Source organism: Pseudalkalibacillus decolorationis, assembly GCF_024609785.1.
Lineage (GTDB): Bacteria > Bacillota > Bacilli > Bacillales > Fictibacillaceae > Pseudalkalibacillus > Pseudalkalibacillus decolorationis.
Genome location: NZ_JANHJQ010000006.1, coordinates 1 through 19336 on the forward strand (window position 1 = coordinate 1; position 19336 = coordinate 19336).

The window sequence follows — 19336 nt, forward strand, 5'->3', positions numbered from 1 at the left end:
TAGAAGTGATGTCTAGCTCCAGCGCCCAGCCACTTGGATCACTTCAGTCCTCCTGCGGCGGCAACAGCCTCCTCGTCGGTCTTCCAGTGACCTTCGTGGCTAAGCAGGGCGCTTGCGCTTTTCTTATAAAAAGATAGATTGATAGTATAGATTATTCGTTTCCCGTCCACACTGTTTACCAGGAAGGGTGTGGAGGAAAAATGAAACGAAATGGACTTATCTTATTTTTATTAACATTGATTGTAATGGTTGTATTCTATGAAACTCAAATTAAAGTAGCGAATGCTTCTTTCAATAATATCCCAGCTACAGAGCAGAAAATTCCTGAAGACTCGATTCGCTTACGAATTCTTGCCAACAGTGATTCTAACGAGGATCAAAAAGTGAAAAGGTTGATCCGTGATAAGGTAAATAAACAGATTACCGAATGGGTATATGGTATTGAATCGCTTGAGGAAGCAAGGGCAATCATTAAACGTGAGCTACCACAGATCAAAACGATTGTTGATTCTTCTTTAATAGAGCTTGGCTTACATGAAACGTTTGAGGTTGACTTTGGACCAGTTGCATTTCCAACAAAGATGTACGGAGAATATGTGTACCCTGCTGGGGAGTATGAAGCCGTACTTATTACGCTAGGAGAGGGAACTGGGGAAAATTGGTGGTGTGTACTATTTCCACCGCTCTGCTTCTTAGACTTTGAAAATGGCGATGCGGTCCAAACCGACGATGAAAAAGTTCCTCAAGATGGAACGCAACAAAATAAAGTAACAGATAAAGAAGAACCTGAAGTGAAATTCTTTGTCTTCGAATTCTTTCAATCACTTCTGGATAACGTAGGGAATCTATTTACATAATACTAGATTCCCTTTTTAACACGTTAAGAAAGTATATAAATTGGGCTGCATCGATGCAATGTCTAGCTGCAGCGCCTAGGTGCTCGAGGTCCGAAGAAAAAGATGTAATTGTTTTTTCGAGGAACTTAGGCAATCGCCTTCGCAAAGCTTGGCACTGACCTAGTTTTCTTTATCGCACCTAAGCAGGGCGCTTCCGCTTTTCTTACACGTTAAGAAAGTATAAAAATACTTTCTATAGTATAAGTGCAACTACGGCGATCACCTGCGCTAAGGCTTGGCGCTAGCCAAGTTTTCTTTATGGCTAGGTTATAACTATAGAATTCTAGAAAAATGGGATATTCTCTTCTTTCCGCTCATAGAATAGAGTAGAATTGCTAGAAAGGAGAGGATGAGATGCTGTCGTTTCGTGTAGCCGAACCGACCGATGCGCCGTCCATTAAACAGTTCGTAACACAAGCGGGATTATCTAGTGAAGGTATTGATGAATGCATTCGTTCCTTTGTCATTCTCGAAACTGACAAAAAGAAGATGGCAGGGACAGTAGGGTTAGAGCGCTATGGGAAAAATGGCTTAATTCGCTCACTCGTATTGGATAAAGATTATTCATCGGAAGAATTATTGCTACGTTTATTGACCTCTGTGCTTCGGCATGCGGAACAGCAAGGAATCGAGAAGGCTTACTTACTGACAAGAGTTACTACGATTTTTCATACATTAGGATTTACCGAAACCGCACATGAACATGTTCCGCAAATCCTATTAGCGAGCCCGCATATCCAACAATACGATAAGGATCAGATTGCAATAATGAAACGAAGCTTAGTACCTGCTCCTTAGCTATCCACAAAGTTATCCACATTTTTCTTTGAATTGTGGGTAAATAGTGGAAATAGTGCAATAATACGCAATAAAAAGGAGTCTTTACCCACATGGAACAGTTGATAACTCGAAAATGGAATGTACACAATGTGGATAACTTAACAGGGCATCAGGATATAGTAGAAGCTGCTATGTGGATAAAAGACGGTGAAGTCGTCGCATTTCCGACAGAAACGGTGTATGGCCTTGGGGCTAATGCGTGTTCGAACGAGGCGATTGAGAAAATTTTTGAGGCGAAAGGCCGACCGAGTGATAATCCGTTGATTGTTCACATTTCCAGTCGTGAACAATTACCGTTAGCTGCTTCCGATTGGAACGAGATCGCTGAGAAATTGATGGATGCTTTCTGGCCTGGTCCGTTAACGATTGTATTACCGAAAAGTAAGTATATTGCTGAAAAAACGACAGCGGGACTAGATACGGTTGGGGTACGGATGCCTGATCACCCAGTTGCCCTCGCATTAATTGAGTTAGCCGGGACACCGTTGGCTGCTCCAAGTGCAAATCGATCAGGAAAGCCAAGCCCGACAAATGCTGAGCACGTTTTTTACGATTTGAACGGCCGAATAAAAGGCATCATTGACGGAGGGGCAACAGGTGTCGGTTTGGAATCGACCGTTGTTGAAGCATCTGGTGGGAAGGTGACGATCTTAAGACCTGGGGGAATAACAAAGTCACAGCTGGAAACCGTTGTGGAGAATGTGGAGTTGGACCGGGCTTTGCTTGAAGAGAATCTTGTACCGAAATCGCCAGGGATGAAGTACACTCACTATGCACCAAATGCACCGCTTTATTTAATCAATGGTGACCGGACCTTTTTTCAGGATAAAATTAATCAGTATCAAAACGATGGGCAAACCGTCGGGATTCTTGTAAGTGATGAACTAGCTGGTCAACTAACGGCTGATGAAGTGCGCATGGTCGGTCCAAGTGACCAGATCGAGAAGGTCGCGCAACAGCTTTATAACCAATTACGATCGTTTGATGATTCATCAGTCGGAGTCATATTGGCAGAAATGTACCCTGTTGAAGGAATTGGGGAGGCATTGATGAACCGTTTGCTTAAAGCAGCCGGAAATAAGGTGCTCTCAAAGAATCGGCAAGAATAATTAAGGATATGGAGCATGACGATTTTCAGGAGCGGGACAGCAATAAGTGTCTCGCTTTTTTTACAAGTAAAGAAAGTATAAACATACTTTCTTTAGTATAAGCGCAACTAAGGCGATCGCCAGCGCCAAGGCTTGGTGCTAGCCAAGTTTTCTTTATTGGTTTGGAAACTATAAAATTTTTAAGCTGTGGATAACTTTTGATTCAAAATGGCCTTTAGCTTAGCGATGGTACATGTCAGAGATCTATCTGAAGCTAATTTCGCGTTAAAAATAGCAATAATTCTTCTTCAAAAGTACAAGAAGATCATATTTAATGAAAAAATGCAGAAATAAGAGCTGTATTCAGAATAATTCATCCGGAAAATCAGGAATTCATCCGAACTGAGAATTATTCATCCAGAAAAGCTGGAATTGGTCCGAACTGGGGATAATTCATCCGGAAAATCTGGAATTCATCCGAACTGGGGGATTATTCATCCAGAGAATCCAGAATTCATCCGAACTGGGAATAATTCAACTAAATGGATCCGGGACACCAGGATAATAGGCAAAATGTAGTTTTTTTATTATTAATGGGAAGATAGAAGGAACTACAGTATTTTGTTCTTTGGGATTGCCGCGTAAAAACCATTTTTTTCGCGGCAAAACACTAAGCATTTTTGAGTCATAATGGTTAATACCCGGTTTTAACTTACATACCCCTTTTGCACTGGCAGCAGGATGGTTACAGTTGTACCCTCATTGAGCGTACTTTTGACTTCAATTTTGCCTCTATGGTTTTCAACAATCTTATAACAGATCATCATACCGAGTCCTGTTCCTTTTTCTTTAGTCGTATAAAAGGGTTCTCCAATCTGGGTGAGCATTTCTTCAGAAATCCCACATCCTTCATCACGAAAATGAATAGATATCCATTCGTCAGTTCGTTTGGTTTCGACTGAAAGTGTTCCTCCTGCTTCTTCCATTGACTCGATTGCATTTTTCATCACATTAATGAACACTTGCTTCAGCTGATCAGATTCACATTGCAGAGTTGGCAATGGGACGGAATCGAACGCAATCTGCACACTATGAAGATTTGCCTGAGCCATAAGCAATGCAACAACCTCAGCGAGTAGCTGATTGACATCGTTTAATTTCACATCTCTAGGCTGCGGTTTTGCTAGCATCATAAATTCACCGACGATCGTATTAATTCGATCCAGCTCTGACAGCATAATTTCATAGTATTCAATGTCTTCCTCCTCTGCCTTTGCCCTTAGGATATGGGTGAATCCTTTTAGGGAGGTGAGTGGATTTCGGATCTCATGAGCGATCCCTGCTGCAAGCTGACCAAGAACCGTTAGCTTTTCAGATTTTCGTAAAAAGTCCTCCGTCTGTCTTCGGTCGGTAATATCACGTGAAATCGTTACGAAGGACTCGACCTCCCCTTCACTGTTTAATACAGGCATTCCATGACACTCTAAATAAACCCAATGACCATCAGCGTGTCGAAACATGTAATCTTTCTTGAAGGAATCTTTTGATTCGAGCATTTTTTGAAACATTTCAAACATAGAATTACTATCATCTGGGTGAATGATTTTTTTAATATCTGACTTTGTGTAAGGCTGAACCTCATATCCAAGAATCGTTTTCAGTGACGGTGAGGCATAGAGCAGGGCTCCATCACAGTCGAATACATTAATCAAATCAAGTGTATTTTCAGTTATAATGCGATAATGTTCATTGCTTTCATGGAGAGCTTCTTGGGCACGTTTTTGGGCAGTAATGTCACGTATAACCGTTGAATAGCCGCAAATTGTTCCGTTTTCGTCTTTGAGAGGAGACATCGTAACATTTACATAAAAGCGTGAACCATCCTTTTTGATTCGAACAGTTTCGATTCCCGAATATTTCATCCCTTTTTTAACATTTTCGACCATGCTGTAATAGGATTCTTTCAGTTCGGCTGGAATGTGGCGAACGAAAAATCCGATCAACTCTCTTCTTTTCCATCCATAAATGTTTTCGTAAGTCGGATTGGCATCTATTAAACGATCATTCATGTCAAAGATGGCAATCGCATCCGCTGAATGTTGAATCATGCCAGATAGCCGATCCTTTACAAAATTTAATTCCTTTTCGTATTCTTTGCTTTGGGTCAAATCCTTTACAATGCCGTAGATACTATGTACTTTCCCATCGATTGTAATCGGGATATTGGTTACTTCAACTGGAACCTTCATTCCATTTTTATGGTATATTTTGATCTCGTACTTTAAGACATGGCCTTCGCGTGCTCTATGAAAATAGATTTTTGCATTTTCCCTCTCTTCAGGAACAATTAGTGGAAAAGACTGTTTGCCCACAAGTTCGTGGCTTTCATATCCAGCTATTAATGCCCCGGCTGGATTTACATATAAAAACTGCCCGTCTGTATCAAGCGTATAAACCCCATCTGGATGATATTTAACCAATGTTCGGAAATATTGTTCTCTTTCCTTAAGCCTTTGTTCAGATTGCTTCCATGAACTGATATCGACACAAAATCCCTGTAGCTGCTGAACATGACCTTCACTATTATAAACTGGAGAGACTGCACCGAGGTAAGGGATCCCATTTATTTCATCCTCATATGCTACAGAATTTCCTTCCCATGCTTGCATGAAGGACCCAGCTCTGCGTTTGGCAAATTCAAACGTATAGCATTCTTCTAAGGTTTTTCCTTCTAATTCATCTCTAGTAAAACCAAACTTCTCCAATAAACTGCCCTGACAGCTAACATATTTAAAGAACGATTCGCACTTTTCGATTAAAAACATAAGGCTATCTTGAACATGATCCGCCTGTACGTGTGAGTCATTCTTAACGGTTTTTGATAATTCATTATTATCAGCTGTTAGGACGGAAAATAACGAAGAAGTATTTTCGTTAACATTCATATTAACCCTCCGACTCATAAAGGAAACTTGGCAAATGCCACCGGTCGCCTTGGTTGAACTTATACTTTAGAAAAGTATTTTATATTACGTGAAAAAATTTCCTATCTGAATTAAATTCACTACAATCTCGGGATTTCCTTTTATGTGTAACTACTTTCTTTTTAAAATGCTACGAAATGTCCAATTTAGGTTCATAAAGTAGACCAATTTCACTGCCTTTGTCAAAAAGACGAACTTCCTGTTAACACGGCTGTTTGTGCACAACTTCTAAAGTCTAAACCGGAGGAGACATGCATAGGTTGTATTATCGGTTAAAAAGGGAGGCGCGCGATGGACACAGCTATGCTTGGGGAATTTGTCACGCTTATGATTATGGCAATCGCGTTAGGTATGGATGCATTTTCGATGGGTCTAGGAATGGGGATGATCTCACTCCGTTTGCGGCAGATTTTAAAAGTCGGTATTTTAATTGGGTTGTTCCATATGATTATGCCTCTACTTGGTATGGCAATAGGACAACAACTTTCTATACATTTCGGAAATATAGCGACATGGATTGGCGGAGGATTACTCATTGTACTAGGAATTCAAATGATTATTTCTTCGTTTCGATCCGGCGAGGAACCGTTTATTACGCCTAAGGGGATAGGCGTATGGCTTTTTTCGATTAGTGTTAGCCTAGACAGCTTTTCTGTTGGGCTTAGCCTTGGAATATTTGGTGCAAAAGTGATTGTGACAGTTCTTTTGTTTGGCGTATTCAGTGCGGTATTAACATGGGCTGGTTTAATAATTGGACGAAAAGCACAAAACTGGTTCGGTTCCTATAGCGAAGCATTTGGAGGATGTATACTTTTATCCTTTGGTTTAAAACTATTAGCGTAATGGAGTGGAGTATCGTTAGCAAACGATCACGCTCCTTTTTTCGCACGTTAAGAAAGTATAAAAATACTTTCTATAGTATAAGTTCAACTACGGCTCTGACTTCGCCTAAAGGCTCGGCAATCGCCGAGTTTTCTTTATTTGTAAAATAATTTAGGCCCATATATGGTAAAATTATAAGATGTAGACGTATAGGAGGAGTACCCATGTCTCGAATCTTATTTGTTTGTACTGGAAATACTTGCCGGAGTCCGATGGCAGAGGCGATATTGAATCATCGTTCAAAAGGAACATTTGAAGCAAAGTCAGCTGGTTTATTTGCTGCACCAGGTAATCCTGCAAGCGAACAAACCGTTGAAGTTTTGTATCAAGAAGGGATTCCTATTGATCATACTTCTAAACCGCTAACAAAGGATTTAATTGATTGGTCCGATTTTATTTTAACGATGACAGAACAGCATAAGCAGTCAATTGTCATGCAAGCACCAGGTCTTGGCAAACGCGTTTATACTGTAAAAGAATTCGTAGAACGAGAAACAACCAATGAAACGGTCTCTGAAAATAACGGATTGTCACTTGATGTTTCCGATCCATATGGAGGTCACGCAGACATCTACCGCCAAACATTCAAAGAATTAGACGCACTCATTTCTAAACTAGTGAAGGAAACAAAAAAACATAGTTGAAAAAACGAACAAATATAAAATAAAGAAATAGAGCAGTTGATTAGACCGTTTAAAACGATTTACAATAAAGATAAATACTCGATACTTATTTTTAACTCAAATTGGAGGAATTATAGATGAAAGTCGCAATTGGCAGTGACCATGCTGGTTACAAAATTAAAGATGATATTAAAGAGGTTATGGATGAGCTAAATATTCAATATGAAGATGTGGGTTGTAATTGCTCTGATTCAGTCGATTATCCGGACTACGCGTTGCCTGTTGCGGAAAAGGTGGCCAATGGCGAAGTAGACCGGGGGATATTGATTTGTGGTACAGGCATTGGAATGTCTATTACAGCAAACAAGGTCCAAGGCGTACGGTGCGCACTTGTTCATGATTTATTTACTGCAAAAGTAACGAGACTTCATAATGATTCCAACGTTCTAGCGATGGGTGAGCGCATCATTGGACCAGGACTCGCAAAAGAAATCGCAAAGGTTTGGCTCGAAACGGAATTTGAAGGCGGGCGTCATGAACGTCGAGTCGGCAAAATCAAGGAGTATGAAAGTAAAGCTTAACTGAGTAACAGAACACCACACGTTACAGGTGAACTTCCTAATCTAAAAAGGCGAAAATGAAAGGAAGAAATGGATATGGACGACTCACTACAACAAATCCAGAACCAGGTTTTACAAGTACTCGAGGACCTGGATAGTGCAATGCCTTTATCCTCCAATCATTTACTTGTTGTAGGAGCTAGTACAAGTGAAGTATTGGGTGAGGCAATTGGAACATCTGGGACAATGGATGTCGCACATCAGATTTTTGAAGGAATCCAACAATTTCAAGTAAAGACAGAAGTATGTGTTGCCTTTCAATGTTGTGAGCATCTGAACCGCGCTCTAGTAATGGAGCGTGATGTCGCCCTTGAGCGTGGATTCGAAATTGTTTCTGTAGTGCCTGTTCGGTCAGCAGGTGGAGCGATGTCGACCTATGTTTACCATCACATGAAGAATCCTGTCGTGGTTGAGTTTATAAAAGCAGATGCCGGAATCGATATCGGGGATACATTTATTGGGATGCATCTAAAGCATGTTGCGGTTCCGGTTCGAAGTGAAGTGAAGTCAATTGGAGACGCGCATGTGACGCTCGCTAGGACACGCCCGAAACTAATCGGTGGAGAGCGGGCGGTATATCCGACCAAAGAAGAATATACGTGCACCTAAAGGGGACCACCCGAATGCTACTTTTTAAATTATATACCGGTTTAGCATTACGTTAGCTTAACAATAATGATAAAATATAAACATTGTTGAGAGACTACGATAATAGATAGATACGGAAGAGGAGTGGAACCATGCATAACGTTCAGAATCAAGATCCAGAATTGTACGAGTCGATTCAAAATGAACTACAGCGTCAACGAGAAAAGATTGAATTAATCGCTTCTGAAAATTTTGTCAGTGAAGCGGTAATGGAGGCACAAGGATCCGTTTTAACGAACAAATACGCAGAAGGCTACCCAGGACGACGATATTACGGGGGCTGCGAGCATGTCGATGTAGTTGAAAACCTTGCTCGTGACCGTGCCAAAAAACTATTTGGTGCTGAACACGTAAACGTTCAAGCCCATTCCGGCGCACAGGCTAACATGGGTGTTTATTTTACAGTGTTAGAGCATGGTGATACGGTCCTCGGGATGAACCTGTCGCATGGTGGACACCTAACACACGGAAGTCCTGTAAACTTTAGTGGCGTCCAATATAACTTCGTAGAGTACGGGGTCGACAAAGAGGATCACACCATTCAATATGACGATGTACTTGAAAAGGCAAAGGAACATAAGCCAAAGATGATCGTTGCAGGTGCAAGTGCATATCCACGTACAATTGACTTCAAGAGGTTCCGTGAAATTGCCGATGAGGTCGGTGCTTATTTGATGGTAGATATGGCTCACATCGCAGGTCTGGTTGCAGCTGGACTACACCCAAATCCAGTGCCGTATGCAGATTTCGTTACTTCAACTACTCATAAAACGTTAAGAGGACCACGCGGAGGTTTGATTATATGTAAAGAAGAGTTTGCGAAGAAAATCGACAAATCGATTTTCCCTGGGATTCAGGGTGGACCATTAATGCATGTAATCGCTGCAAAGGCCGTTGCATTTGGTGAAGCATTAGATGAAGGCTTTAAGGAATACTCAGAGAACGTGATCAGTAATGCAAAAGCACTTGGTGAAGCATTGATATCAGAAGGCTTGTCCCTCGTTTCAGGCGGTACCGACAATCATCTATTGCTAGTGGATGTTCGAAACATGAACATTACAGGGAAAGTGGCTGAACATGCCCTTGATGAAATTGGAATTACTGTAAATAAAAACACAATTCCATTCGATCCAGAAAGTCCGTTTGTAACGAGTGGTGTCCGTATTGGAACAGCCGCTGTTACAACAAGGGGATTCGGTCATGAGGAAATGAAAGAAATTGCTTCGATCATGGCTCTAGTACTTGGAAACCCAGAAGATGAGAAGACAAAGGAAGAAGCAGGCAAGCGAGTAACCGCATTGACCGCGCGATTTCCTCTATATAAGTAGTTCCAATTGTTAAAAAGGTAAGTACAGATGTTGAACATTAGCTGAACAGTTCACCTAATGAGAAAAAGTGATTTAAACGGGGGCAAACTCCTCAGTTTAACAACATTTTAGAACGAAATGTTGTTGTAGAGGCTGTTTGCCCTTTAAATTTGCCATAAAAACGATTCATTGTAGGAATGATGGAGGTGGATTTGGGCTAATCTGTCCAGAATCGAAATAATCTGTCCACAATGACCAACAATTGATCCGAAATCAAGGTAATCTGTCCAGAATGACCACCAATTCATCCAAAATGGTGATAATCTGTCCACTCGAAACAATAATCAGGCCAGAATGCAAATTTCGACACTTGAACCCGGTTATGAACCTATTTTATGTGATTAGAACTTTCCAGTTTTATCGTGTTGAACTTACCTCTGTTTTTCTGTACAATTTTCGAGAGGTTAACACAATTAATCAGATCATAAACAGATTTGTTAAAACCCGTATTTAGACAACCAACTATCTTCATAAAAATAATAAAGAGGAGAGATGATGAATGAGTAAGGTACACGTACTGGACCACCCATTAATCCAACACAAAATCACATACATTCGTGATGTGTCTACAGGAACAAAGGAGTTTCGCGAGCTTGTCGATGAGGTTGCTGCTCTAATGGCCTTCGAGATCACTCGTGAATTACCCTTGCAGGAGGTAACTGTGAAAACGCCTGTTGCGGAAGCAAAAGCATACACCATTGCTGGGAAAAAACTCGGGCTCGTTCCTATACTTCGTGCAGGGCTTGGAATGGTTGATGGAATCTTGAAGCTTATTCCTACAGCAAAGGTTGGTCATGTCGGCTTGTACCGCGATCCTGAAACATTGAAGCCGATCGAATATTACGTGAAGCTTCCGACGGATGTTGAGGAACGGGAACTCATCGTTATCGATCCGATGCTTGCTACGGGTGGTTCTGCGATTGCGGCAATTACTTCACTTAAAAACCGCGGTGCCAAAAACATTAAGCTAATGTGCCTGATTGCAGCTCCTGAAGGAGTAGCAACTGTGCAAGAAGAACATCCTGATGTCGATATTTACCTAGGAGCACTTGACGAAATGCTTAATGAAAAGGGATACATCGTCCCAGGATTAGGCGATGCAGGTGACAGACTTTACGGTACAAAATGAACATATTCTCCACTTCATTTTAATGTTCAAAAAGTTTTCAAAACTTACCAAAGATTTTGCCTTGAACGCAATTGACATGGGTAGGTCGCTATAGTATTCTTACAAAGGATGTATGAGAAGGTTTTCATGCCCATTAAATAAACAATCTAGCAAATTTGAAGACCCCGTTTTTTACTACCGTATTTACGTCGGAAAATAACCCTTTATAATAAGGAAGGTTTTCCGTTTTGTATGAAAAGACCGATGGTTACTAATAGTGAATGAAAGACAAAGATATGTCTCAGGCAACTTTGTCAAGATTCACCCAAAAGGAGTGCGATAGCATGCGCACTGGAAAACGTTCTCCCTTCCATTCGATGGCCTTAATGTCTGGCATTCTCTCACAGCTTGTCGGTTCAATATTAGTAGGCATTTTCGGCGGAATGTGGTTGGATCGTACAATTGGAACAGCTCCACTTTTTCTCATTATCGGACTGTTTATCGGACTTGCTGCGGGTGTATACGGGATGATCAAGTTAATCCAGCGCTATTTTGGAGAAGAGGAACAATGACCGAACACCTCTCAGACTATAAAAATGCGTTTCGACGGTACATAAAATACGGACTTTACCTTTTAGCGATCAGTGTTGCCGGCTGGGGATTCACAGAGTATCAAGCGGTATTTCTAGGATTGTGTCTAGGAATTGCTGTCAGCCTACTGAACGTTTGGTCAATGCACCGTAAAGTGGGCCGTTTAGGACAAGCTGTTGTCGAAGGGAGAAAGGTCAAAACCTTAGGTTCTCTGACAAGGTTAATGACCGCAGGACTCGCTGTCCTTGTAGCGGTGCGTTACCCAGAAATGCTGAACTTGATTGCAGTCGTTGTTGGTTTACTCATGATGTACTTTATCATGTTGATAGATTTTTATTTTGCTTCTAAATGAACTACGGGGAAGAGAGGTGAAAGATTTGGAACATGGAGCAGTAACCGCGGAGTTTTTGGGGTTGTCTTTCAACCTATCTAATATCTTAATGATAACAATTGCTTCTTTGATTGTGTTCTTACTTGCAATAGCAGGGTCACGTAGTTTGCAAATGCGTCCCGGTGGAGTACAGAATTTCATGGAGTGGGTCATCGATTTTGTTAAAGGCATTATTAACAGCACGATGGACTGGAAGACTGGAGGGCGTTTTCTGACGCTTGGGCTAACGCTGATTATGTACATTTTTGTAGCGAACATGCTCGGCATTCCGCTTGCAGTCGTCATTGATCACAATCTTTGGTGGAAATCACCGACTGCTGATCCGGCTATCACAATGACTTTGGCCATGATGGTTCTGGTATTAACACATTTTTATGCAATTAAGCTAAAAGGTGCCAAGGAATACGGTGGAGACTTTTTAAAACCAATGAAGTTTTTGTTTCCGCTGAAGATTATCGAGGAGTTTGCAAACACCTTGACACTCGGTCTCCGACTTTACGGAAACATTTATGCGGGTGAAGTACTCTTGACATTACTTGCAGGAGCTGGAACCGCAGGTATCTTTGCAGGGGTTCTATCCTTTATCCCAATGCTGGTATGGCAAGGCTTCAGTATTTTCGTAGGCGCTATTCAAGCGTTCATCTTTACGATGTTGACGATGGTGTACATGGCTCATAAAGTGGGCGACGAACATTGATATGATGTTCAAAAAGGTCCAAGGGTCTCATTCATGTACCTGCGTCTACTAGTTTATCGTTGGAGTAAGCTTTCTCGGTACAACTCGTAGTAATCATGCAAGTACCGCTCGTTGATAAACGTCGAATTTCGTCGACTTTTGAACTAAGATTCAATTAACTTTAGGAACAAACCCCACTGGGGAGTAATTATATAATACATTCTCAAGGAGGAAATTAAAATGAATTTAATCGCAGCTGCACTTGCAGTAGGTCTAGCGGCAATTGGTGCCGGTATAGGTAATGGTCTAATCGTAGGACGTACAGTTGAAGGAATTGCTCGTCAACCAGAATTGCGTGGCACTCTTCAAACAACAATGTTTATTGGTATCGCACTAGTAGAAGCACTTCCAATTATCGGTGTCGTTATCGCGTTTATCGTACTTGGAAGCTAATTTACGACAATTTGTGACAGTTACAAAACACACAATTGGTTGGTCATAACCTTTGAATGAAGTGTTTCATAGTGGCGAAGATCTAAGTGAGACCTTCGCCATTCCTTATGTATGACCTATGAAGGGAGGAACCGCTGTGCATATCTTTAATCCAGATAGTTTGATTTTGGGTGCGGCTGGTTTTAATGCCGGCGATATGTTGTATCAGTTATTAGCGTTCTTAGTTTTGTTGTTCTTACTTCGTAAATATGCGTTCGGTCCATTAATGGGCATCATGAAAGAACGGGAACAACACATCGGAAATGAAATAACTGAAGCAGAAACCAGACGTAAAGAAGCAGAAACATATTTAACACAACAAACAGAAGCGTTAAGAGAAGCACGTAAAGAAGCACAAGCTTTAATAGAAGCTGCTAAAAAGCAAGGTGAACAACAGGGTGAGGCCATTCTTCAAGCAGCTCGTGAAGAATCGAACCGCATGAAAGAAGCTGCCCTTTCTGAAATTGGACGTGAAAAAGAACAAGCCGTTCAAACATTACGCAATGAAGTTGCAGCATTGTCTGTACAAATTGCGTCTAAGGTAATTGCCAAGGAACTGGACGAAAAGAGCCAGGAAAAGCTTGTCGACGATTATCTTAAAGAGGTAGGCGAAGCTCGATGAGTAAGGACAGAGAAGTTATAGCAAAACGCTATGCCGCTGCTCTATTCGAGGTTGTTCGTGAGAAGGGTTCTCTTGACCAGGTGGAAAAGGAACTTCTCTTGGTAGCAACAGTTATTCAAGATAATGAGCGCTTATTAACAGTTTTGAACCATCCGAAAATTTCAGGTGATGATAAAAAAGCATTGCTATCTAAGCTTTTTAGCAAGGAGATATCAAAGCCCGTTCACAATACGCTTTTATTGATGGTTGATCGTAAGCGTGAGGCGATGATTCCAAGCATGGTCGATCAGTATATCGAGCTTGCAAACGAAGAACGCAGCATTGCAAATGCGACTGTATATTCTGTACGAATCTTAACAGAAGAAGAACAAAACGCTATTTCTGAAACGTTTGCGAAGCAGTTAAACGTTAAGCATCTTCGCGTCAAAAATGTAATCGATCAAGACTTGGTCGGCGGCATTAAAGTAAAGGTCGGAAATCGAATCTTTGACGGAAGTGTAAGTGGTAAATTAAACCGAATTCAACGTCAACTAGTCTCCAAGTGAGACAAGTAAGATAGGGGTGAAATTCATGAGCATTAAGGCGGAAGAAATTAGTTCGCTTATCAAACAACAAATCGAAAATTACTCTTCTGAAATAGAAGTTAGTGATGTAGGTACTGTAATCCAAGTCGGTGACGGTATCGCACGTGTCCATGGATTAGACAATGTCATGGCTGGGGAGCTCGTTGAATTTTCCAACGGTGTAATGGGTATGGCCCAAAACCTTGAGGAAAACAACGTCGGTATCATCATCCTCGGACCATATGTCGATATTCGTGAAGGTGACGAAGTAAAGCGTACAGGCCGTATTATGGAGGTTCCTGTAGGTGAAGAACTACTAGGGCGTGTAGTAAACTCTTTGGGCCAACCGGTAGATGGTAAAGGTGCAATTGAAACAAGCAAGACTCGTCCAATCGAAAGCCCAGCTCCTGGTGTAATGGATCGTAAATCTGTACACGAACCGCTTCAAACGGGTATGAAAGCAATCGACTCTTTGATCCCGATCGGACGCGGCCAGCGTGAATTGGTAATCGGAGACCGTCAGACTGGTAAGACAGCTATTGCAATCGATGCGATCATTAACCAAAAAGATGAAGACATGATTTGTATTTATGTAGCAATTGGCCAAAAAGAATCTACCGTTGCAGGCGTTGTTGAAACACTTCGCGAACACGGTGCACTAGATTATACGATTGTAGTTACAGCAAGTGCATCTCAACCGGCTCCACTTCTTTACCTTGCAGCTTATGCAGGAGTAACAATGGGTGAGGAATTCATGTATAACGGGAAGCACGTACTCGTTATTTATGATGACCTTTCTAAGCAAGCAGCTGCATACCGTGAACTTTCGCTATTGCTTCGTCGTCCTCCAGGTCGGGAAGCATTCCCAGGGGATGTCTTCTACTTGCACTCACGCCTATTAGAGCGTGCAGCTAAGTTAAGTGATGCGAAAGGCGGAGGATCTCTTACAGCCCTTCCGTTTATCGAAACACAAGCAGGTGACGTATCTGCATATATTCCAACAAACGTTATCTCGATCACTGACGGACAGATCTTCTTACAATCAGATCTCTTCTTCTCAGGTGTACGTCCAGCGGTTAACGCAGGTCTATCCGTATCTCGTGTTGGTGGATCTGCACAGGTTAAGGCAATGAGAAAGGTATCAGGTACACTTCGTCTAGACCTTGCCTCTTACCGTGAGCTAGAAGCGTTTGCTCAGTTTGGTTCAGATCTCGATAAAGCAACTAAAGCGAAGCTGAACCGTGGTGAACGTACGGTTGAAGTCTTAAAGCAAGGGTTGCACAAGCCACTTGCCGTTGAAAAGCAAGTTGCCATCCTTTATGCACTAACTCGTGGATTCCTTGATGATATTCCAGTGGAAGATATTCAGCGTTTTGAAGAAGATTACTATACTTGGTTGGATCACAACCGTAAGGAACTTCTGGCTGGTATCCGTGAAACAGGAAACCTTCCTGCCGACGAAGATATGCAAGGCGCGATCAATGAATTTAAGAAAACATTTGTTGTATCTGAATAAGAACACATATACGGATTCTTAAACTCGGGAAAAAATGAGATGGACTAAAACACAAGCCGGGAATGATCTTTGACTATTCGTCACGTCCTGTGACAACGTCGAAGCCAGCACGTCCTGTGCAAGTAAGGTGGTGAAATGAGTGGCATCTTTACGTGATATAAAGTCACGAATTACGTCGACTAAAAAGATGAAGCAAATTACGAAAGCGATGGAGATGGTTTCAGCTGCGAAATTAAATCGGGCTGAAAACAATGCCAAGTCTTTCGTTCCATATATGGACAAAATCCAAGAGGTTGTCGCAAGCATTGCGAGCGGCAGTACAAATGCTCGTCATCCTATGCTCCAAAGTCGGCCGGTCAAAAAAACAGCGTACCTTGTGATCACAGCTGATAAAGGACTAGCAGGTCCTTATAACAGCAGCATCCTACGCCATGTCTACCGAACGATTCAGGAGCGACACAAATCAACGGATGAATATACGGTCATCGTAGTCGGCAAGGTCGGGCTTCAATTTTTCAAAAACCGAAAAATGCCGATTGAAGACAGTATTGTTGGTTTAAACGATCAACCAGAATTCGCTGATATCAAAGCAATCGCTAGTGATGCTGTTCAAAAGTATGCGGATGGTGTATACGACGAACTTTATATGTATTACAACCACTTTGTCAGTGTGATCCAGCAGAATCTCACTGAAAAGAAGCTGTTACCACTCACTGACATCGGTGGAACTTCAGCAAAGAGCTCATACGAGTATGAGCCCTCTGAAGAAGAGATTCTTGAAGAATTGTTACCTCAGTACGCTGAGAGCTTGATTTATGGCGCTTTGCTCGATGCAAAAGCAAGTGAACATGCTTCTCGTATGACTGCTATGAAGAGTGCAACAGATAATGCGGACGAGATTATCGGTAGCCTATCTCTATCATATAACCGTGCTCGACAGGCAGCAATTACTCAAGAAATTACCGAAATTGTCGGTGGAGCAGCTGCACTCGAATAGACGAAACAGCCAACAGGCTAAAGCATAAAGCATCCTCAAAAGGACGTTAGGAGGGAATAACATGAACAAAGGACGCATCACTCAAATCATGGGTCCGGTTGTCGACGTACAATTCGACAGCGGGAGCCTACCTGAGATCTATAATGCACTTAAAGTCCAAAGCAATAAAGGTGAAAAGTCGATTGACTTAACCCTTGAAGTATCACTTCACCTTGGTGATGACACTGTTCGTACGGTTGCAATGGCTTCCACCGACGGACTAGTACGAGGAACAGAAGTAGATGATACAGGAGCACCAATCTCCGTTCCAGTTGGTGACGTAACATTAGGTCGTGTTTTCAACGTATTAGGTGAAAAGATTGACCTTGATGAGGAACTTGCTACTAATATTCAGCGAGATCCGATTCACCGTGAAGCACCAAAGTTTGACGAACTAACAACAAAGACGGAAATCCTTGAAACAGGAATTAAAGTCGTAGACCTTCTTGCACCGTACGTAAAGGGTGGTAAGATCGGTTTGTTCGGTGGAGCAGGAGTAGGTAAGACAGTATTGATCCAGGAACTAATCAACAACATCGCACAAGAACACGGTGGTATTTCCGTATTCGCAGGTGTTGGAGAACGTACTCGTGAAGGTAACGACCTTTACTACGAAATGAAAGATTCTGGAGTTATTAACAAAACAGCGATGGTATTCGGTCAGATGAATGAACCACCAGGAGCACGTCAACGTGTTGCCCTAACTGGTCTTACAATGGCAGAATACTTCCGTGATGAGCAAGGACAAGACGTATTGTTCTTCATCGACAATATTTTCCGTTTCACACAAGCAGGTTCAGAGGTATCCGCACTACTTGGCCGTATGCCATCTGCAGTAGGTTACCAGCCAACGCTTGCTACAGAAATGGGTCAACTTCAAGAACGTATCACATCTACGAAAAAGGGATCTGTTACATCGATTCAGGCGATTTATGTTCCTGCCGATGACTACACTGACCCGGCACCAGCAACAACATTCGCCCACTTAGATGCGACTACAAACCTTGAGCGTAAGCTTTCTGAAATGGGTATCTACCCGGCGGTAGACCCACTTGCTTCAACATCTCGTGCATTAGCACCTGAAATTGTTGGAGAAGAGCACTACAATGTCGCTCGTCAAGTTCAGCAAACACTGCAACGTTATAAAGAACTTCAAGATATCATTGCAATCCTAGGTATGGATGAGCTTAGTGAAGAAGATAAGATGACCGTTTCACGTGCACGTCGTATTCAGTTCTTCCTATCTCAAAACTTCCACGTTGCTGAACAGTTTACTGGACAAAAAGGTTCTTATGTACCGGTAAAAGAAACAATCAGCGGATTCAGAGAAATTCTTGATGGTAAGCACGATGATCTTCCAGAAGACGCATTCCGTCTTGTAGGTAGAATCGAAGAAGTGATCGAAAAAGCTAAGCAAATGGCATAAAAATAGACGTACAAAAAGGAGGATGAAAAGAGCCGAGAAGTTCGAGGCGCGAAAGTCTCGAGGAAGGCCACTCACTTGAAGGCATCTTAGCTGCCGTGCACCGAGGAAACTTTCATCGATAGCATTGACTAGTTAGACGCAGGTGCACAATGAATGTACATCGATGAACTCAACGCTTTCTTGTAATACGTGGGGACCGAAGAGACCAAGTAACGAAGAAATTCGACAGCTATTTTTACCGGACTTTTTGTACAACTTTACATGATTAAGGCCCGAGGAGGGGTTTCATGAAGACATTCACAGTAAGTGTCGTCACCCCTGATGGCCCTGTGTACGAAGCAGCAGACGCAGAAATGGTCAGCACGAAAGCCACAAGCGGTGAGCTTGGAATCCTACCTGGCCACGTTCCGCTTGTTGCTCCGCTAACGATTAATGCAGTTCGCGTTAAAAAAGGCGGCAATACACAGATCCTGGCTGTTAGTGGTGGGTTTCTCGAAGTACGACCAGATAAAGTAACGATCCTTGCACAAGCAGCAGAGCTTCCGGTTGATATTAACGTTGATCGAGCTCGAGCAGCAAAGGAACGTGCAGAGCGTCGTCTTCAAGGTTCAAAACAAGATGACATCGATTTTAAACGTGCAGATCTTGCGCTAAACCGCGCCATCAACCGTATTGATGTCAGTGGAAAATAGTAGGAAAAAAGGCACCTGAGATAGTTTTCTCAGGTGCCTTTTTACATTTATGTGACAAAATGGAACTACAACTAGGAATTCGCCACCCATATCAGTTCCATCACAACTTGGAAGTTCAGGTTTTACGGATAGGGGGAATGAAACACACTTAATCGTTCCCTATAGCTGCAGTTATTGTACAGAAAAAGCACGAATGGCCCTTATTCGTGCCCACCAGCTGCAGTTATTGCTCGGAAAGGGAACAAATCACGCCTATTCATGCCCTATAGCTGCAG

At 42.1% G+C, this 19336-nt stretch carries 20 protein-coding genes; 19 read left to right on the plus strand and 1 reads right to left on the minus strand.

Annotated features, from left to right (window positions below; translation table 11 throughout):
• Positions 1-200: 200 nt before the first annotated feature.
• The 3 genes from spoIIR (at position 201) to NON16_RS07005 (ending at position 2845) form a co-directional block, all read left to right on the plus strand.
• Positions 201-857, plus strand: coding sequence for a stage II sporulation protein R (spoIIR, locus tag NON16_RS06995; RefSeq protein ID WP_257348074.1), 657 nt, complete (start codon positions 201-203; stop codon positions 855-857).
• A 393-nt stretch (positions 858-1250) separates the two neighbouring features.
• Entirely contained in the window at positions 1251-1694 is a 444-nt protein-coding gene (locus NON16_RS07000; RefSeq protein WP_257348075.1) for a GNAT family N-acetyltransferase, read from the plus strand.
• A 101-nt stretch (positions 1695-1795) separates the two neighbouring features.
• Entirely contained in the window at positions 1796-2845 is a 1050-nt protein-coding gene (locus NON16_RS07005; RefSeq protein ID WP_372508764.1) for an L-threonylcarbamoyladenylate synthase, read from the plus strand.
• Between the two features lie 686 nt (positions 2846-3531).
• Here the strand turns inward: NON16_RS07005 and NON16_RS07010 are convergent.
• Positions 3532-5769: a PAS domain S-box protein gene (locus tag NON16_RS07010; protein WP_257348077.1), complete on the minus strand. Its 2238-nt coding sequence runs from the start codon at positions 5767-5769 to the stop codon at positions 3532-3534.
• A gap of 330 nt (positions 5770-6099) precedes the next feature.
• Between NON16_RS07010 and NON16_RS07015 the strand changes: the two genes are divergently transcribed.
• From NON16_RS07015 to NON16_RS07090, 16 genes are all read left to right on the plus strand, one after another.
• Complete coding sequence (locus NON16_RS07015; protein WP_257348078.1) at positions 6100-6651, plus strand: manganese efflux pump MntP; 552 nt, start codon at positions 6100-6102, stop codon at positions 6649-6651.
• Positions 6652-6854: 203 nt separating this feature from the next.
• Positions 6855-7334, plus strand: coding sequence for a low molecular weight protein arginine phosphatase (locus tag NON16_RS07020; protein ID WP_257348079.1), 480 nt, complete (start codon positions 6855-6857; stop codon positions 7332-7334).
• Between the two features lie 116 nt (positions 7335-7450).
• Positions 7451-7894, plus strand: a complete 444-nt coding sequence (gene rpiB, locus NON16_RS07025) for a ribose 5-phosphate isomerase B (RefSeq protein WP_257348080.1) — start codon at positions 7451-7453, stop codon at positions 7892-7894.
• Positions 7895-7969: 75 nt separating this feature from the next.
• On the plus strand, positions 7970-8542 hold the full coding sequence (locus tag NON16_RS07030; protein WP_257348082.1) for a TIGR01440 family protein: 573 nt from the start codon (positions 7970-7972) through the stop codon (positions 8540-8542).
• Between the two features lie 131 nt (positions 8543-8673).
• Entirely contained in the window at positions 8674-9909 is a 1236-nt protein-coding gene (glyA, locus tag NON16_RS07035) for a serine hydroxymethyltransferase (RefSeq protein WP_257348083.1), read from the plus strand.
• A 538-nt stretch (positions 9910-10447) separates the two neighbouring features.
• The gene (gene upp, locus NON16_RS07040; protein WP_257348084.1) at positions 10448-11077 is read left to right on the plus strand and encodes a uracil phosphoribosyltransferase; all 630 of its coding nucleotides are present in this window, start codon (positions 10448-10450) and stop codon (positions 11075-11077) included.
• Positions 11078-11400: 323 nt separating this feature from the next.
• Positions 11401-11628 carry an AtpZ/AtpI family protein gene (locus NON16_RS07045; RefSeq protein WP_257348085.1) on the plus strand — a complete coding sequence of 76 codons (228 nt, stop codon included), beginning with the start codon at positions 11401-11403 and terminating at the stop codon, positions 11626-11628.
• Positions 11625-11999: an ATP synthase subunit I gene (locus tag NON16_RS07050; RefSeq protein WP_257348087.1), complete on the plus strand. Its 375-nt coding sequence runs from the start codon at positions 11625-11627 to the stop codon at positions 11997-11999. Before NON16_RS07045 ends, NON16_RS07050 begins: the two co-directional genes overlap by 4 nt.
• A 25-nt stretch (positions 12000-12024) precedes the next feature.
• Positions 12025-12735: a F0F1 ATP synthase subunit A gene (gene atpB, locus NON16_RS07055; protein ID WP_257348296.1), complete on the plus strand. Its 711-nt coding sequence runs from the start codon at positions 12025-12027 to the stop codon at positions 12733-12735.
• 219 nt (positions 12736-12954) lie between these two features.
• Entirely contained in the window at positions 12955-13167 is a 213-nt protein-coding gene (gene atpE, locus NON16_RS07060; RefSeq protein ID WP_308216592.1) for a F0F1 ATP synthase subunit C, read from the plus strand.
• Between the two features lie 196 nt (positions 13168-13363).
• Positions 13364-13828 (plus strand): F0F1 ATP synthase subunit B, encoded by a 465-nt coding sequence (gene atpF / locus NON16_RS07065; protein WP_257348299.1) that lies wholly within the window; start codon positions 13364-13366, stop codon positions 13826-13828.
• Positions 13825-14373, plus strand: coding sequence for a F0F1 ATP synthase subunit delta (locus NON16_RS07070; protein ID WP_257348088.1), 549 nt, complete (start codon positions 13825-13827; stop codon positions 14371-14373). The genes atpF and NON16_RS07070 overlap by 4 nt, the downstream gene beginning before the upstream one ends.
• A 25-nt stretch (positions 14374-14398) precedes the next feature.
• On the plus strand, positions 14399-15907 hold the full coding sequence (gene atpA, locus NON16_RS07075; protein ID WP_257348089.1) for a F0F1 ATP synthase subunit alpha: 1509 nt from the start codon (positions 14399-14401) through the stop codon (positions 15905-15907).
• A 139-nt stretch (positions 15908-16046) separates the two neighbouring features.
• Positions 16047-16904, plus strand: a complete 858-nt coding sequence (gene atpG, locus NON16_RS07080; protein WP_257348091.1) for an ATP synthase F1 subunit gamma — start codon at positions 16047-16049, stop codon at positions 16902-16904.
• A gap of 61 nt (positions 16905-16965) precedes the next feature.
• The gene (atpD, locus tag NON16_RS07085) at positions 16966-18369 is read left to right on the plus strand and encodes a F0F1 ATP synthase subunit beta (protein ID WP_257348093.1); all 1404 of its coding nucleotides are present in this window, start codon (positions 16966-16968) and stop codon (positions 18367-18369) included.
• A gap of 287 nt (positions 18370-18656) precedes the next feature.
• The gene (locus NON16_RS07090; RefSeq protein WP_257348094.1) at positions 18657-19061 is read left to right on the plus strand and encodes a F0F1 ATP synthase subunit epsilon; all 405 of its coding nucleotides are present in this window, start codon (positions 18657-18659) and stop codon (positions 19059-19061) included.
• The last annotated feature ends 275 nt before the right edge of the window (positions 19062-19336 follow it).

Coding starts and splice junctions, on each gene's coding strand:
- spoIIR (WP_257348074.1), top strand. CDS start 201: ATGAAACGAAATGGACTTATCTTATTTTTATTAACATTGATTGTAATG.
- NON16_RS07000 (WP_257348075.1), top strand. CDS start 1,251: ATGCTGTCGTTTCGTGTAGCCGAACCGACCGATGCGCCGTCCATTAAA.
- NON16_RS07010 (WP_257348077.1), bottom strand. CDS start 5,769: ATGAATGTTAACGAAAATACTTCTTCGTTATTTTCCGTCCTAACAGCT.
- NON16_RS07015 (WP_257348078.1), top strand. CDS start 6,100: ATGGACACAGCTATGCTTGGGGAATTTGTCACGCTTATGATTATGGCA.
- NON16_RS07020 (WP_257348079.1), top strand. CDS start 6,855: ATGTCTCGAATCTTATTTGTTTGTACTGGAAATACTTGCCGGAGTCCG.
- rpiB (WP_257348080.1), top strand. CDS start 7,451: ATGAAAGTCGCAATTGGCAGTGACCATGCTGGTTACAAAATTAAAGAT.
- NON16_RS07030 (WP_257348082.1), top strand. CDS start 7,970: ATGGACGACTCACTACAACAAATCCAGAACCAGGTTTTACAAGTACTC.
- glyA (WP_257348083.1), top strand. CDS start 8,674: ATGCATAACGTTCAGAATCAAGATCCAGAATTGTACGAGTCGATTCAA.
- upp (WP_257348084.1), top strand. CDS start 10,448: ATGAGTAAGGTACACGTACTGGACCACCCATTAATCCAACACAAAATC.
- NON16_RS07045 (WP_257348085.1), top strand. CDS start 11,401: ATGCGCACTGGAAAACGTTCTCCCTTCCATTCGATGGCCTTAATGTCT.
- NON16_RS07050 (WP_257348087.1), top strand. CDS start 11,625: ATGACCGAACACCTCTCAGACTATAAAAATGCGTTTCGACGGTACATA.
- atpE (WP_308216592.1), top strand. CDS start 12,955: ATGAATTTAATCGCAGCTGCACTTGCAGTAGGTCTAGCGGCAATTGGT.
- atpF (WP_257348299.1), top strand. CDS start 13,364: ATGTTGTATCAGTTATTAGCGTTCTTAGTTTTGTTGTTCTTACTTCGT.
- NON16_RS07070 (WP_257348088.1), top strand. CDS start 13,825: ATGAGTAAGGACAGAGAAGTTATAGCAAAACGCTATGCCGCTGCTCTA.
- atpA (WP_257348089.1), top strand. CDS start 14,399: ATGAGCATTAAGGCGGAAGAAATTAGTTCGCTTATCAAACAACAAATC.
- atpD (WP_257348093.1), top strand. CDS start 16,966: ATGAACAAAGGACGCATCACTCAAATCATGGGTCCGGTTGTCGACGTA.
- NON16_RS07090 (WP_257348094.1), top strand. CDS start 18,657: ATGAAGACATTCACAGTAAGTGTCGTCACCCCTGATGGCCCTGTGTAC.